This window comes from Burkholderia sp. AU27893, from assembly GCF_002223205.1.
Lineage (GTDB): Bacteria > Pseudomonadota > Gammaproteobacteria > Burkholderiales > Burkholderiaceae > Burkholderia.
In genome coordinates this window covers 489,982-504,205 of the sequence record NZ_NKFD01000002.1, presented here as the reverse complement: position 1 = coordinate 504,205, position 14,224 = coordinate 489,982, and the positions used below count along the sequence as shown (strand labels likewise).

The following is a 14,224-nucleotide window of genomic DNA, read 5'->3' as shown; positions in this document are numbered from 1 at the left end:
GCGATTAGGACGCGTTGAGGATACACCAAACGGCCGATCGCACCCGAATTCGCGCAGGCGAAAAAAAGCCCGGCGCGCCGTCTGGCGGGCCGGGGCGGCGTACGGGCGCCGCCGGCCGGTCAGCCGTCCTGGTGCTGCGCGTGGAATTCGTCGTACGCCTCGACGATGCGCGCGACGAGCGGATGGCGCACGACGTCCGCGCTGGTGAAGCGCGTGAGCGCGATGCCGCGCACGCCGCCGAGCACCTGCTGCGCCTCGACGAGGCCGCTCTTGTGGCCGCGCGGCAGGTCGACCTGGCTCGTGTCGCCGGTCACGACCGCCTTCGAGCCGAAGCCGATCCGCGTGAGGAACATCTTCATCTGCTCGGGCGTCGTGTTCTGCGCCTCGTCGAGGATGATGAACGCGTGGTTCAGCGTGCGGCCGCGCATGTACGCGAGCGGCGCGATCTCGATCATCTGGCGCTCGAACATCTTCGCCGTCTTGTCGAAGCCGAGCAGGTCGTACAGCGCGTCATACAGCGGACGCAGGTACGGGTCGACCTTCTGCGCGAGATCGCCCGGCAGGAAGCCGAGCCGCTCGCCGGCCTCGACGGCCGGGCGCGTCAGCACGATCCGCTTGACCTGGTCGCGCTCGAGCGCGTCGACCGCGCACGCGACCGCGAGGTAGGTCTTGCCGGTGCCGGCCGGCCCGATGCCGAACGTCACGTCGTGCGACAGGATCTGCTTCAGGTACTCGCGCTGCGCCGGCGTGCGGCCGCGCAGGTCGGCGCGCCGCGTGTAGAGCTTCGGCGCGGGCTCCTCGTCCGGCTCGCTGGCGTCGAGCTGTACGACGGGCTCGTCGAACGGATGGTCGGGGTCGCCGCGAAAGCGCACGTCGAGCGTGTCCTGACGGCCGTTGCCGGACGTGTGGCGCACTTCGACCAGCGCGAGCTGGATGTCGTCGACCGACAGCGCATCGCGCGCGCGGTTGTAGAAGTTCTCGAGCGCGGCGAGCGCGAGCTTGGCGCCGCGCCCGCGGATCGCGATCCGGTGGCCGCGTCGCGACAGCGTGACGTCGAGCGCCTGTTCGATCTGCCGCAGGTTCTCGTCGAGCGGGCCGCAGAGGTTGGCGAGGCGCGCGTTGTCGTCGCGCGGCGCGACGAATTCCAGTGCTTGGGTCGGCTTCAAAGTGGCGTCGGGCTCCTGTTGAGCATCAGTGCGTGGCCGCGCTCGCGTCGTCGCTGACGAGCACGAGCTCGCCGCGCAGCGAATGCGGGTACGCGTGGTTGATTTTCACGTCGATCATCTGGCCGATCAGGCGCGGGTGCGACGCGAGCGGCGCCGGGAAATTCACGACCCGGTTGTTCTCGGTACGGCCCGCGAGTTCGTTCGGGTCCTTGCGCGACGGGCCCTCGACGAGGATCCGCTCGACCTTCCCGACCATCGACTCGCTGATGCGCGCGACGTTCTCCTCGATGGTCGCCTGCAGATGTTGCAGGCGTTTGAGCTTCACTTCGCGCGGCGTGTCGTCATGCAGGTTCGCGGCCGGCGTGCCGGGGCGCGGGCTGTAGATGAACGAGAAGCTCGTGTCGTAGCGCATCTCGTGCACGAGCGCCATCATCTTGTCGAAATCGTCCTCGGTCTCGCCGGGGAAGCCGACGATCATGTCGGTCGACAGCGACAGGTCCGGGCGGATCGCGCGCAGCTTGCGGATCACCGACTTGTATTCGAGCACCGTGTAGCCGCGCTTCATCGCCATCAGGATGCGGTCGGAGCCGTGCTGGACGGGCAGGTGCAGGTGGCTCACGAGCTTCGGCACCTTCGCGTAGGTGTCGATCAGGCGCTGCGTGAATTCCTTCGGGTGCGACGTCGTGTAGCGGATCCGCTCGATGCCGGGAATGTCGGCGACGTATTCGATCAGCGTCGCGAAATCGGCGATTTCCGACGAGCCGGCCGCGAGCGCGCCGCGATACGCGTTCACGTTCTGGCCGAGCAGCGTGACTTCGCGCACGCCCTGGTCGGCGAGGCCGGCCACTTCGGTCAGCACGTCGTCGAGCGGGCGCGACACTTCATCGCCGCGCGTGTACGGCACCACGCAGTAGCTGCAGTACTTCGAGCAGCCTTCCATGATCGACACGAACGCGCTCGGCCCCTCGACGCGCGCGGGCGGCAGGTGGTCGAACTTCTCGATTTCGGGGAACGAGATGTCGACCTGCGCACGGCCGCTCTCGCGGCGTGCGTCGATCATCTGCGGCAGGCGGTGCAGGGTTTGCGGGCCGAACACGAGGTCGACGTACGGCGCGCGCGACACGATCGATGCGCCTTCCTGGCTCGCGACGCAGCCGCCGACGCCGATCAGCAGGCCGGGCTTCGCTTCCTTCAGCTCGCGCACGCGGCCGAGATCGGAGAACACCTTCTCCTGTGCCTTTTCACGCACCGAGCAGGTGTTGAACAGGATGATGTCCGCGTCTTCCGGCGTATCGGTCTTTTCGAGGCCTTCGGCCGCATTCAGCACGTCCACCATCTTGTCCGAGTCGTACTCGTTCATCTGGCAGCCGAAGGTCTTTACGTAAACTTTCTTGGTCATGGGGGTTCGCCGTTCGCAGTGGTTGACCTGGGGGCGTCGTCTATAAGGTGAATCGGGACGGCCGTGCGCTGCACGCGGATCGCGCGCATCGGACAGGAAAGGCCGTCGGGGAAGCCTTCCATTATAGCTTTTCGGGCCCCGACGGACGGGCGGCCGGTTGCGGGTACGCGACGCCGGTTTTCACGTTCCGACCCTGCATGATGGTGGGCCGGCCGTCAGCGGCACGTGTTCAGCAGGTCGTCGAGCGCGGCTTCCTCGCGCGCGAAGCGTTCGGCGAGAAAGTCGAGCAGCACGCGCACGCGCGGCGCCATGTAGCGCTTGCTGTGATAGATCGCATGCAGCGGCGCGTCCTGGTGCCGCCAGTCGGGCAGCAGCACGCGCAGCCGGCCCGCGCGGACGTCGTCGGCAATGTCCCACAGCGACTTCAGCGCAATGCCGTGGCCGCGCAGCGTCCATTCGCGCGTGAGGCCGCCGTCGTTGGTCTCGAACGCGGTCGACACGGGCACCGTGTGGATCTGCACTTCGTCGCCGCGCGTGAAGTGCCAGGTGTTCATCGGGCCGGACGCGATCGTGATCACGTTGCAGGGAAATCGGGCCAGATCGTGCGGGTCGGCCGGCACGCCATGGCGTTCGACGAACGACGGCGCCGCGCACAGCACGCGCCGGTTGGTCGCGAGCCGGCGGGCGATCAGCGCGCCGTCGGGCGGCGCGGCGAAGCGGATCGCGAGATCGATTTCGTCCTGCCACAGATTCGACGATGAATCGGACGCCGTCAGCGAGAACGTGACGCCCGGATGCAGCGTCGTGAATTCGTGTAGCCAGTCGAGCAGCTGGTGGCGGCCGAAATCGGATGTCGACGACAGCCGCACCTTGCCGCTCACGACGTTGCGGCCTTCCTGCAGCATCGCGTCCGCGTCGTCGAGCGCCTGCAGCGCCTGACGGCAGCAGTTCAGGTACAGCTTGCCCTCGTCGGTGAGCCGCAATTGCCGCGTCGACCGTTCGAACAGCCGCGTCGCGGTCTTCGCCTCGAGCTTCGCGAGCCGCGCGCTCGCGGCGGCCGGCGTGAGGTTCAGCTTGCGCCCGGCGGCGGACAGGCTGCCCAGTTCGGCCGCCTCGACGAACAGCCGGATATCGCCCAGTCGGTCCATGCAATTTTCCAAAAATATTTGAAAATGGTTCAAATGCCACGCCAATTATCAAATATAGGCGTCTTCGGGACAATGCGCGCACATCCCGCTTTCTTGTGCGGTGCGGCATCGGACTGGCGCCGCGTCCGCCGCCTTCCGGAGAACGTCATGCCCATTCCGTTACTGGCGCTTGCGATCAGCGCCTTCGCCATCGGTACCACCGAGTTCATCATCATGGGCCTGCTGCCCGAGGTCGCCCGCGACCTAGCCGTGTCGCTGCCGTCGGCCGGCCTGCTGGTCACGGGCTACGCGCTCGGTGTCGCGGCCGGCGCGCCGCTGCTCGCGGTGCTGACGAGCCGCATGCCGCGCAAGGCCGCGCTGCAGTGGCTGATGGCGATCTTCATCGTCGGCAACGTGCTGTGCGCGACCGCGTCCGGCTACGCGATGCTGATGGTCGCGCGGGTCGTCACGTCGTTCGCGCACGGGTCGTTCTTCGGGATCGGCGCGGTGGTCGCCGCGTCGCTCGTGCCGGCCGACAAGCGCGCGAGCGCGATCGCGCTGATGTTCACGGGACTCACGCTGTCGAACGTGCTCGGCGTGCCGTTCGGCACCTTCGTCGGCCAGTTGCTCGGCTGGCGCGCGTCGTTCTGGATCGTCGCCGCGCTCGGCGTGCTGTCGCTCGGCGGCGTCGCCGCGCTGGTGCCGAACCGCCACGACAGCGGGCCGGTCGGCCTCGGCCAGGAAGTGCGCGTGCTGAAGGAGCCGCAGGTGTGGCTCGCGCTGCTGATGACCGTGCTCGGCTTCGGCGGCGTGTTCGTCGTGTTCACGTACATCGCGCCGATTCTCCAGTCCGTGTCGGGCTATTCACCGCACGCGGTCGCGCTGATCCTCGTGCTGTTCGGCGCGGGGCTGACGATCGGCAACACGCTTGGCGGCAAGCTCGCCGACCGCGCGCTGATGCCGTCGCTGATCGCGATCCTCGTCGCGCTGATGGCCGTGATGGTCGTGTTCGCCAAGACGAGCCACCACCCGGTCGCGGCGGCCGTCACCGTGTTCGTATGGGGGATCGCCGCATTCGCGACGGTGCCGCCGCTCCAGGCCCACGTGGTCGAGAAGGCCGCGAGCGCGCCGCATCTCGCATCGACGCTGAACATCGGCGCGTTCAACGTCGGCAATGCGCTCGGCGCGTGGCTCGGCGGCCTTGCGCTGGAACACGGCCTGGCGCTCGATGCGCTGCCGTGGGTGGCCGTCGCGGTAACGTTCGCGGCGCTCGTCGTCACGGGGTTCGCGATGCGGCTCGACGCGCGCGGGCCGGCGCGCGGGACGGCGCCGGCGGCGCAATGAGCGGTGCAATGAGCGGTGCAACGCGCGGCGCCCGCACGACGCGATAGCGGCGGGAAAAGGTTCGCGGGGAACGCATTCCTCCGCGATGCTGATAACGGTGTGAAGATAACTTCGTTTGCCGGTGCAAGACCGGGTGATAGCGTCTCGATACGCGCCGTTGCTGGCGCAACCCGATTCCGATCCCGGCTTACCCCATACGCAGGGCTGCACCGCGGCCCGGAGGCAATGCTATGTCTTCATCCCTGGCGCTCGTGCGCGACGTGTCTTCCTTCGAATCCGGCAATGCCGCCGATGCGCGGGCGTCCGCGTCGCTCGACGTGCTCGAACAGGTCGTCGGCGTGAACCTCGCGCGGTTGCGCGCCGAGCGGCAATTGTCGCTCGATGCGCTCGCGCGGCTGTCCGGCGTGTCGCGCGCGATGCTCGCGCAGATCGAGTCGGCGCGCAGCGTGCCGTCGATCAAGGTGCTCTGCAAGATCGCCGCGGCGCTGAAGGTATCGGTCGCCGCCTTCCTGCGCCGCCATGCGGTGAACGGCTTCGAGCACCTGGCAGCCGAGCGCGCGTCGCGGGTCGTTAGCTCGAACGGCCGCTTCTCGGCGCGGGCGCTGTACCCGGAAGGCGAGCCGGCCGCGGCCGAGTTCCACGAGCTGCGGATCGCGCCGCTGCATACGGAGCCCGGCGCCCGCCGCGCGCCCGGCACGACGGTCAACCTCGTCGTCAGCGAGGGCACGCTCGAAGTCAGCGTGCATGACCGCCGCCAGTTGCTCGCGACCGGCGACGCGATCGTGTTCGATGCCGACCAGCCGTACAGCCTGCGCAACCCGGGCGACAGCGAGGCGCGCGCATTCCGCGTGACGGTGAGCCCCGAGGTGCCGCCGCGCTGGCTCGTGCCCGATGCGGCGCATGCGGCACATGCCGCGCACGCGGCCGGCTGACCGCGCAACGCAGGCCGTACGGAAGCGGGCCGCGTGCTCGTCGTTAGGACGAGACCGCGGGTCGTCCGTCGGCCGTTTGGACGATGCCGTTAGACGAGGTCGTCAGTAAGGTTTTAGGCCGTGTCCGCTGCGCCGAGCGCGCAGCTGTTGTATGCTTGGCCCGCCGTCGATGGGGTTGGTCCATCCGGCAAATCAGTGCGTCTTCAGGGCGGGGTGTAATTCCCCACCGGCGGTAGGCTGGCGTAAGCCGGCGAGCCCGCGAGCGCCCGCGCATCCGCGCGGGGTCAGCAGATCTGGTCGAATGCCAGAGCCGACGGTCATAGTCCGGATGAGAGAAGATGTGCAGATAGTCATGTCCGTCAGGGCCGCTTCGCCAGGTGTGCGAAGCGGGTTGTCGTTCTGTCTGTTTGCAATGCCCTGAAACGTTTTTCGCCCAAATCGTATTTGCGAGGAGCGTTTCACATGTCCTTGATGTCCGTTTCGTCGGCCCCCGCCGACGCCTTTGCCGATCTCCCGTTGCTGGATTCCGAACCGGTGCCGCCGCGCATCGCCGCCGCGCTCGAAGCGATGCGCGCAGGCCGTGCCGTGGTGCTGCAGGACGACCACGACCGCGAGAACGAAGCCGACCTGATCGTTGCCGCCGAGCGCATCACGCCCGAGACGATGGCACTGCTGATCCGCGAATGCAGCGGCATCGTGTGCCTGTGCCTGACCGACGAGACCGTGCGTGCGCTCGAGCTGCCGCCGATGGTGCAGACCAACGAGAGCCGCAACGGCACCGCGTTCACCGTGTCGATTGAGGCACGCGAAGGCGTGCATACGGGCGTATCGGCGGCCGATCGCGTGACGACGATCCGCGCGGCGATCGCGGAAGGGGCGAAGCCGCACGACATCGTGCGCCCGGGCCACGTGTTTCCGCTGCGTGCGCAACCGGGCGGCGTGCTGGCGCGCCGCGGTCACACCGAAGGCACGGTCGACCTGTCGATCCTCGCGGGCCTGAAGCCGGCCGGCGTGCTGTGCGAGCTGATGAATCCGGATGGCACGATGACGCGCGGCGACGATGTCGAGCGTTTCGCGCAACAGCACGGGCTGCCGATGCTCACGATCGCGGAACTCGTCGAGTTTCGCGAGGCGCTGGCCGCCGCGCGCGAGCGCTGCTGCGAGCCGGCCTGAGGGAAAGGAAGGGCGGGCGCGTTCGAGCGCCCGTTGCACGGCGTGCGTGAACCGGCGCACGCCGGATCGTCCCGATCAGCCTGATCGGGACGGAACGACCATCAGGACTGTACGTCCCCGAATTCGCCGCGCATGCCGGCTTCGACGAACGCCGGCAGTTCGTCCATCTTGCGCATGATCCGCGTGATGCCCATCGCGCGCAGCGCGTCCGCGTAGTTGTCGGGGATGTGGCTCGCGCCGACGAACGCGATCGTCTTCATGCCAGCCGCCCGCGCGGCATTCAGCCCCGACACGCTGTCCTCGACGACGATGCAGCGCTCCGGCGCGACGCCGAGCGTGTGCGCCGCATGCAGGTAGACGTCGGGGTAGGGCTTCGGCCGCGCCACCTGTTCGGAGCTGAACACGCGATCGCCGAAGATCTCGGTGAGTGCCGCGCGCTTCAGCGAGCTGCGCACGCGCGCGAGCCGGCTGTTCGACACGACGGCCGCCGGCAGGCTCACCTTCAGCAGTGCGTCGCGCACGCCGGAGATGGGCGCGAGCGATTGCGCCAGCGCGCGCTCGATGTTGTGCTCGATGGTCTCGATGAAGTTGGCCGGCATCTCGATCCCGAAGCGGGATTCGATTCCCGCCAGGAAGCGCGACGTCTGCTGGCCGAACGCCGACTTGGCGGCGGCTTCGAAATCGAGATTCGGAAACGTGGCGGACAGCGTGTCGAGCAGGACGCGGTCGGCAATGATTTCGCTGTCGACGAGCACGCCGTCGCAGTCGCAGATGAGGTGATCGAGCATGGTGGTGAAAAAGCGGGAGGTCGGCGACACAGATCAATTCGCCATCATACGTGTATTCGCGCACACGCCGCGCGACGCGTCGGCAAATTTTCCCGACGCGGTCGCGCGCTGACTGCGTCTCGTCCGGGTGGGGTGCCGATCGTCCGGCGGCGGCCCGCTTGCGCGGTTCGTCGCCGCATGCGGTTTCGGCCGCGTGTCGGGGTTCGTCAAGGACATGCGGGTGGCGAGAATGCTGGTCGAGCGCGGGATCGACGTGAACCCGTGGGCTGTCGCGGATGCGAGGGTGAAGCTGAAGTCGCTGATATCGGCCGAGTGAGACCGGCAGCGGAAACGAAGCGGCGAAGCCCGAGGGAAGGCGAACGAAGGAAGGAAAGCAAAACGCGCGGCGAAAATCGCCGCGCGTTTCGGTCAAGCGACGATCAGATCGTCGTGTGCAGATGCAGGTACAGGCCGGCGGCCGCGGCGCCGCCGAGCAGCGGACCGACGACGGGCACCCATGCATAGCGCCAGTCGCTGTCGCGCTTGCCGGGGATCGGCAGCAGCGCGTGCATGATGCGCGGCGACAGGTCGCGCGCGGGGCTCATTGCATAGCCGGTCGGGCCGCCGAGCGAGATGCCGATGCCGAGCACGAGCAGACCGACGGGCAGTGCGTCGAGCGCGCCGAGGCCGACTTGCGGCGACGCGAGGTACAGCACGCCGAGGATCAGCACGAACGTGCAGATCGCTTCGGTCAGCACGTTGTGCGTGACGCTGCGGATCGCCGGCGCCGTGCAGAACACCGCGAGCTTCAGGTCCGCATCGGCTTCCTTCGCGAAGTGCTGGCGATAGGCGAGCCACACGAGCAGCGCGCCGGCCATCCCGCCGAGCATCTGCGCGAGGACGTAGCCGCCGACTTTCGACCACGCGAACTTGCCCGCGAGCGCGAGACTGATGGTGACGATCGGGTTCAGATGCGCGCCGCTGAACGACGCGGTCACGTAGACGGCGACGAACACGGCCATCGCCCAGCCCATCACGATCACGATCAGGTCCGCGCCTTTGCCCTTGGTCTTTGCAAGCAGCACGTTTGCGACCGCGCCGTTGCCGAGCAGCACGAGGATCGCTGTGCCGATGAACTCTGCAATATAAGGTGACATTGTTTGTCTCTCTTGAGTCACGGCGGACTCGCGCATCGCGCGGTCCGCCGGTGTTGTTGTATTTCGTCTGGATTGCTTGGGATTACTGGGCGTCGTCGGCCCATGCCTTCGCGGCACGCACCGCACGCTGCCAGCCCGACATGCAGCGTTCGACGTGCTCCTTCGGCATCGACGGCGAGAAGCGGCGATCGAGCTGCCACTGGTCGCGCACTTCGTCGAGGTTCTTCCAGTAGCCGATCGCGAGGCCCGCGAGATAGGCCGCGCCGAGCGCGGTCGTCTCGGTGATCTGCGGACGCACCGCGTCGACGCCGAGCAGGTCCGCCTGGAACTGCATCAGCAGGTCGTTCGCGCTCGCGCCGCCGTCCACGCGCAACTCGCCGATGCTGATGCCCGAATCGGCTTCCATCGCGGCCAGCACGTCGAGCGACTGGTACGCGATCGAATCGAGCGCCGCACGTGCGAGGTGCGCGGAGGTCGTGCCGCGCGTGACGCCGAACACCGAGCCGCGCGCCCGCGCGTTCCAGTGCGGTGCGCCGAGGCCGGCGAACGCGGGCACCAGGTAGACGCCGTCGGTGTGCGGCACGCTCGCGGCGAGCGCTTCGATTTCAGCGGCCGACTTGATGATGCCGACGCCGTCGCGCAGCCACTGTACCACCGCGCCCGCGATGAAGATGCTGCCTTCCAGCGCGTACTGCACGTTGTCGCCGATCTGCCAGGCGATCGTCGTGACGAGGTTGTTCTTCGATTCGATCGGCTTGTCGCCGGTGTTCATCATCAGGAAGCAGCCGGTGCCGTAGGTGTTCTTCACCATGCCGGACTGCGTGCACATCTGGCCGAACAGCGCGGCTTGCTGGTCGCCCGCGATACCCGCGAGCGGGATCTTCGACGCGAACACGGTGGTCTTCGTGTGGCCGTAGATTTCCGACGATGCCTTCACCTCCGGCAGCATGCTGCGCGGGATGTCGAGCATGTCGAGCAGTTCGTTGTCCCACTCGCGCGTGTGGATGTTGAACAGCATCGTGCGCGACGCGTTCGTCACGTCGGTCACGTGCAGTTCGTGCTTCGTGAAGTTCCACACGAGCCAGCTGTCGACGGTGCCGAACGCGAGCTTGCCCTGCTTCGCCTTCTCGCGTGCGCCCGGCACGTTGTCGAGAATCCAGCGGATCTTGGTTCCCGAGAAGTACGAATCGATCGGCAGGCCGGTCTTCGCGCGCACCTTCGCCTCGAAGCCTTGCGCCTTCAGCGAATCGCAGAAGTCGGCCGTGCGGCGATCCTGCCAGACGATCGCGTTGTAGACGGGCTGGCCCGTCTCGCGATCCCACACGATCGTGGTTTCACGCTGGTTGGTGATGCCGATCGCGGCGATCGACGTGCCGTTCAGGCCCGTGCGCGTGACGGCTTCGGCGGCGACGCCGGCTTGCGTCGACCAGATTTCCTGCGGGTCGTGCTCGACCCAGCCGGGTTGCGGGTAGATCTGCTCGAATTCCTTCTGGGCGATCGAAACGATATTGCCCTGGCGATCGAACAGCATCGCGCGGGAACTCGTGGTGCCCTGGTCAAGCGCGAGGATGTACTGATCCTGCATGTCTCTCATCTCCATCCGTGGATTTGGCTTAGTTGTGATGCGCGCCGCATGTGGGCGGCGCGTCGGTGAGTCAACGTCGGTCAAGCAACTGCAACTGCATTCCGCTCAGGCATGCGGCGCGTGCGCGGCGGCGAACCACGCGTCGACCGCGGCGGTCACCGCGTCGAGCGTGCCGGGCGCGACGTGCAGGCCGAGCTTCGATCGGCGCCACAGCACGTCCTGCGCGCAGGTCGCCCATTCGGCGTCGCGCAGGTAGCGCAGTTCGGCGTCGTAGAGGCCCGGTGCGATTTCGGTGCCGAGATCGGCGAGTGACTTCGCGCCGTCGATCACGCGCTCCGCGCGCGTGCCGTAGGCACGCGCATAGCGGCGGGCGAGCGCGGCGGGCAGCCACGCATGGCGTTTGGCGAACGTATCGGCGAATGCGTCGAACTTCGCGTTCGCGATGTCGCCGCCCGGCAGCGCGACGCCGGCCGTCCAGGTCTTCGCGTCGCGGCCGAGTGCGCGGCACAGCATGTCGCCGGCTTCTTCCGCGAGCTTGCGGAACGTCGTGATCTTGCCGCCGAACACCGACAGCAGCGGGGCGCCCGCGCCGTCGTCCAGCTCGAGGCGGTAGTCGCGCGTGACGGCCGATGCGTTCGCGGCGTTCTCGTCTTCCAGTAGCGGGCGCACGCCCGAGTAAGTCCAGTGCACGTCGGCCGGCGATATCTTGCGCTTGAAGTAGCGGTTGATCGAATCGCACAGGTACTGCGTCTCGTCGCGATCGATCGCGACCTTCGCGGGATCGTTCGTGTATTCGACGTCGGTCGTGCCGATCAGCGTGAAATCGTGTTCGTACGGAATCGCGAAGATGATCCGCTTGTCCGGGTTCTGGAAGATGTACGCGTGGTCGTGATCGAACAGGCGGCGCGTGATGATGTGGCTGCCTTTCACGAGCCGTACGCTGTGGTGCGCGCCGCGGCCGAGCGCGCCTTTCAGCACGTCGCCGACCCACGGGCCGGCCGCGTTCGCGATCGCACGCGCATGCACGACGCGGATCGAGCCGTCGGCGTGCTGCAGTTGCGCTTCCCATTCGTCGCCGCGGCGTTCGGCGGACACCAGCTTCGTGCGCGTCAGGATCTGGGCGCCGCGCTCCTTCGCATCCATCGCGTTCAGCACGACGAGGCGCGCGTCGTCGACCCAGCCGTCCGAATAGACGAAGCCGCGCTTGATCGAATCGATCAGCGGCGCGCCGGCCGCATGGCGGCGCATGTCGATGCCGCGCGAGCCGGGCAGCAGTTCGCGTTTCGCGAGGTGATCGTAAAGGAACAGGCCGATGCGGATCAGCCAGGCCGGACGCAGGTTCGGCATGTGCGGCATCACGAAGCGCAGCGGCCACATGATGTGCGGCGCCGCGCGCAGCAGCGTCTCGCGCTCCTGCAGCGCCTTGCGCACGAGCCCGAACTCGTTGTACTCGAGGTAGCGCAGGCCGCCGTGAATCAGCTTCGTGCTGGACGACGACGTGTGCGACGCGAGATCGTCCTGCTCGCAGAGCATGACCGACAGGCCGCGGCCGGCCGCATCGCGCGCGATGCCCGCGCCGTTGATGCCGCCGCCGACGACGAGCAGATCGTAGCGATTCGGTTGGGTCACCTGCTGTCCTTATCGTCTGAGGGAAAGGGTTGAACAGAAAATGTTCGAATTCGAAATTTAACGAACGAAATCGAAAAAGTAAAGTTCGATAAAGCGGGGCCAGTAGCGCGCGGCGCGATCCCGGACGATACTGGCGAAATCGACCGTTTCACGAGGTGAATCATGCGTATTGGGATGTGGGCCGGCGCGTGCGCCGTCCTTCTGGCGGGGTGCTCTGCCGGGATGCCGCCGCTCGCCGGCAACTGGCGCACGCCGTCGTTCGCCGACCTGCAGACGTCGTGCGGCGGCACGGCGCGGGACTGGGGCCCGGACGCGCAGCCGGTCTACTCGACGCTGTATGACGCGTACGTGGCGAAACGGTATCGCGGCCTGACCGAGGCGAACTATTGTGCGTTCGTAAACGAACTTTCGACGCACTATGCGGCGCCGGACGCGGCGGCGCGTGCCGGCTGGATCGCGTATTTCAACGGTGCGCGGGCGCAGGCCATCAGCTGGCGGGCGGCGGTCGATCCGACGCTGCGCGGCGGCTGAAGCAGGCTGCGGCGGGGCGGTGGGAGAGAAGCGGGAGTGACCGCGCGGCCCGGCATCCGGGCGGCGCGGTCAGGTCAGGAATGGTGTGGTTTTACGAATAGCGGTACTTGATGGATCGCAGCGCGGCGTCGCCGGTTTCGGTCACGCAGTATTTGCGTCCCGAACCGAGGCCTTCCAGACGGACGAGCTGCTGTTCGAGCAGTGCGTCGATTTCGTCCCGATCCATGTGGGTTTGATCGGGAGCGTCCTTCACAAGCAATAGCGTGGCGAATTCATGCGGACTCAGCATCGTTCTCTCCATGGCGACCAGTCAGCCCGCGCAGCCGGCGCACGGGCCGACGCGCGATACCCATCGGGGTATGGCTTGGGGGGAAAGCTGTATTCGCCGGCCATGCCATTCGTCCGCGCCCTGGCACAGGCGGAACGGTCGAAATAGGCCGGGGAACTGGAGTCTAGTCGAGCGCGCAGGCAACGACAAATCGTGCCCCGTTAATTTTCCCTTTGACAGCCGGGCCGCGCGCAAGCGGTTTGCTCGCGACGCCAACTTCTTGATTTCACTTGAAGTTCTGGGTGCGGTGCAGCATCGGAACCGTCACTCGGCGACGTACACCTGGGTGCCGGCGGCCGCCACGGTATCGGCCATCTCGGGCGGCAGCGGCTTGTCGGTGAAGAGCGCGTGCACCTGGCTCAGGTGACCCTGGCGCACCAGCGCGGGACGGCCGACCTTCGAATGGTCGGTCACGAGATAGACGGTGCGCGCATGCTGCATGATCGCCTCGGCCACGCGCACCTCGCGGGTGTCGAAGTCGCGCAGCGTGCCGTCGGCCTCGATCGCCGACGTGCCGATGATCGCGTAGTCGACCTTGAACTGGCGGATGAAGTCGATCGCGAGTTCGCCGACGATCCCCTTGTCCCATGGCCGCACGATGCCGCCCGTGATCAGCACCTCGCAGTCGGGGTAGCCGCTCATCATCGACGCGACGTTCAGGTTGTTCGTGATCACGTGCAGCCCGTGGTGGCGGTTCAGCGCGCGTGCGACTTCCTCGGTGGTCGTGCCGAGGTTGATGAACAGCGACGCCTGGTCGGGAATGTGCGACGCCGCGAGCGCCGCGATGCGCCGCTTCTCGTCGTGGAACATCCGCTGGCGCGCGGTGTACGACACGTTCTCCGAGCTGGTCGGCAGACTCGCGCCGCCGTGGTAGCGGCGCAGCAGGTTCAGGTCGGCGAGCCAGTTCACGTCGCGGCGGATCGTCTGCGGCGTCACCGCGAAGTGCGCGGCGAGATCGTCGACGGTCACGAAGCCGTCGCGCTGCACCCATTCGAGCAATTCCTGCTGGCGCGCGTTGAGGGTGAGGCGGGGATCTCGGGTCATGGCTCGATGGTCGTGTCGTGAGACGGAGCGGGTATTGTAAGG

General features: G+C 67.3%; 13 protein-coding genes, 1 pseudogene and 1 riboswitch. Of the genes and pseudogenes, 5 read left to right on the top strand and 9 right to left on the bottom strand.

All coding sequences use genetic code 11. The features are described 5' to 3' along the window. Nucleotides 1-119 precede the first annotated feature (119 nt). From CFB47_RS15475 to CFB47_RS15465, 3 genes are all read right to left on the bottom strand, one after another. Complete coding sequence (locus CFB47_RS15475) at nucleotides 120-1,166, bottom strand: PhoH family protein (protein WP_089426281.1); 1,047 nt, start codon at nucleotides 1,164-1,166, stop codon at nucleotides 120-122. Nucleotides 1,167-1,191: 25 nt separating this feature from the next. After that, nucleotides 1,192-2,565 (bottom strand): tRNA (N6-isopentenyl adenosine(37)-C2)-methylthiotransferase MiaB, encoded by a 1,374-nt coding sequence (miaB, locus tag CFB47_RS15470; RefSeq protein ID WP_089440968.1) that lies wholly within the window; start codon nucleotides 2,563-2,565, stop codon nucleotides 1,192-1,194. A gap of 215 nt (nucleotides 2,566-2,780) precedes the next feature. Continuing rightward, nucleotides 2,781-3,713 carry a LysR family transcriptional regulator gene (locus CFB47_RS15465; RefSeq protein WP_089461607.1) on the bottom strand — a complete coding sequence of 311 codons (933 nt, stop codon included), beginning with the start codon at nucleotides 3,711-3,713 and terminating at the stop codon, nucleotides 2,781-2,783. Nucleotides 3,714-3,860: 147 nt separating this feature from the next. Here CFB47_RS15465 and CFB47_RS15460 point away from each other — a divergent pair, with 147 nt between their 5' ends. From CFB47_RS15460 to ribB, 3 genes are all read left to right on the top strand, one after another. Continuing rightward, a complete protein-coding gene (locus CFB47_RS15460; protein WP_089457198.1) occupies nucleotides 3,861-5,036 on the top strand; it encodes an MFS transporter in 1,176 nt (391 codons plus the stop codon). 230 nt (nucleotides 5,037-5,266) lie between these two features. Next, nucleotides 5,267-5,968 (top strand): helix-turn-helix domain-containing protein, encoded by a 702-nt coding sequence (locus CFB47_RS15455; protein ID WP_069248802.1) that lies wholly within the window; start codon nucleotides 5,267-5,269, stop codon nucleotides 5,966-5,968. A 195-nt stretch (nucleotides 5,969-6,163) separates the two neighbouring features. Continuing rightward, a riboswitch (FMN riboswitch) is annotated at nucleotides 6,164-6,312 on the top strand. A gap of 118 nt (nucleotides 6,313-6,430) precedes the next feature. Beyond that, nucleotides 6,431-7,141, top strand: a complete 711-nt coding sequence (ribB, locus tag CFB47_RS15450; RefSeq protein ID WP_089461606.1) for a 3,4-dihydroxy-2-butanone-4-phosphate synthase — start codon at nucleotides 6,431-6,433, stop codon at nucleotides 7,139-7,141. Nucleotides 7,142-7,242: 101 nt separating this feature from the next. Here the strand turns inward: ribB and CFB47_RS15445 are convergent, their stop codons facing one another. Continuing rightward, entirely contained in the window at nucleotides 7,243-7,929 is a 687-nt protein-coding gene (locus tag CFB47_RS15445) for an HAD family phosphatase (RefSeq protein ID WP_089440963.1), read from the bottom strand. A gap of 160 nt (nucleotides 7,930-8,089) precedes the next feature. Here CFB47_RS15445 and CFB47_RS15440 point away from each other — a divergent pair. After that, nucleotides 8,090-8,245 (top strand): annotated as a pseudogene (locus CFB47_RS15440) (pyridine nucleotide-disulfide oxidoreductase); the annotation flags it as partial. Between the two features lie 103 nt (nucleotides 8,246-8,348). Here CFB47_RS15440 and CFB47_RS15435 read toward each other — a convergent pair. The 3 genes from CFB47_RS15435 to glpD form a co-directional block, all read right to left on the bottom strand. Then, complete coding sequence (locus CFB47_RS15435; RefSeq protein WP_006484467.1) at nucleotides 8,349-9,065, bottom strand: MIP/aquaporin family protein; 717 nt, start codon at nucleotides 9,063-9,065, stop codon at nucleotides 8,349-8,351. Between the two features lie 82 nt (nucleotides 9,066-9,147). Next, complete coding sequence (glpK, locus tag CFB47_RS15430) at nucleotides 9,148-10,650, bottom strand: glycerol kinase GlpK (RefSeq protein WP_089456878.1); 1,503 nt, start codon at nucleotides 10,648-10,650, stop codon at nucleotides 9,148-9,150. A 105-nt stretch (nucleotides 10,651-10,755) separates the two neighbouring features. Beyond that, nucleotides 10,756-12,279, bottom strand: coding sequence for a glycerol-3-phosphate dehydrogenase (gene glpD / locus CFB47_RS15425; RefSeq protein ID WP_089456877.1), 1,524 nt, complete (start codon nucleotides 12,277-12,279; stop codon nucleotides 10,756-10,758). Between the two features lie 162 nt (nucleotides 12,280-12,441). On the opposite strand from glpD, the gene CFB47_RS15420 reads away from it, so the two are divergent. Further along, nucleotides 12,442-12,810, top strand: a complete 369-nt coding sequence (locus CFB47_RS15420; protein WP_089456876.1) for a hypothetical protein — start codon at nucleotides 12,442-12,444, stop codon at nucleotides 12,808-12,810. A gap of 91 nt (nucleotides 12,811-12,901) precedes the next feature. On the opposite strand, the gene CFB47_RS15415 is transcribed toward CFB47_RS15420, so the two are convergent. Beyond that, nucleotides 12,902-13,099 carry a hypothetical protein gene (locus tag CFB47_RS15415; protein ID WP_011353109.1) on the bottom strand — a complete coding sequence of 66 codons (198 nt, stop codon included), beginning with the start codon at nucleotides 13,097-13,099 and terminating at the stop codon, nucleotides 12,902-12,904. Nucleotides 13,100-13,402: 303 nt separating this feature from the next. Continuing rightward, the gene (locus CFB47_RS15405) at nucleotides 13,403-14,182 is read right to left on the bottom strand and encodes a DeoR/GlpR family DNA-binding transcription regulator (RefSeq protein ID WP_006493999.1); all 780 of its coding nucleotides are present in this window, start codon (nucleotides 14,180-14,182) and stop codon (nucleotides 13,403-13,405) included. Nucleotides 14,183-14,224 lie beyond the last annotated feature (42 nt).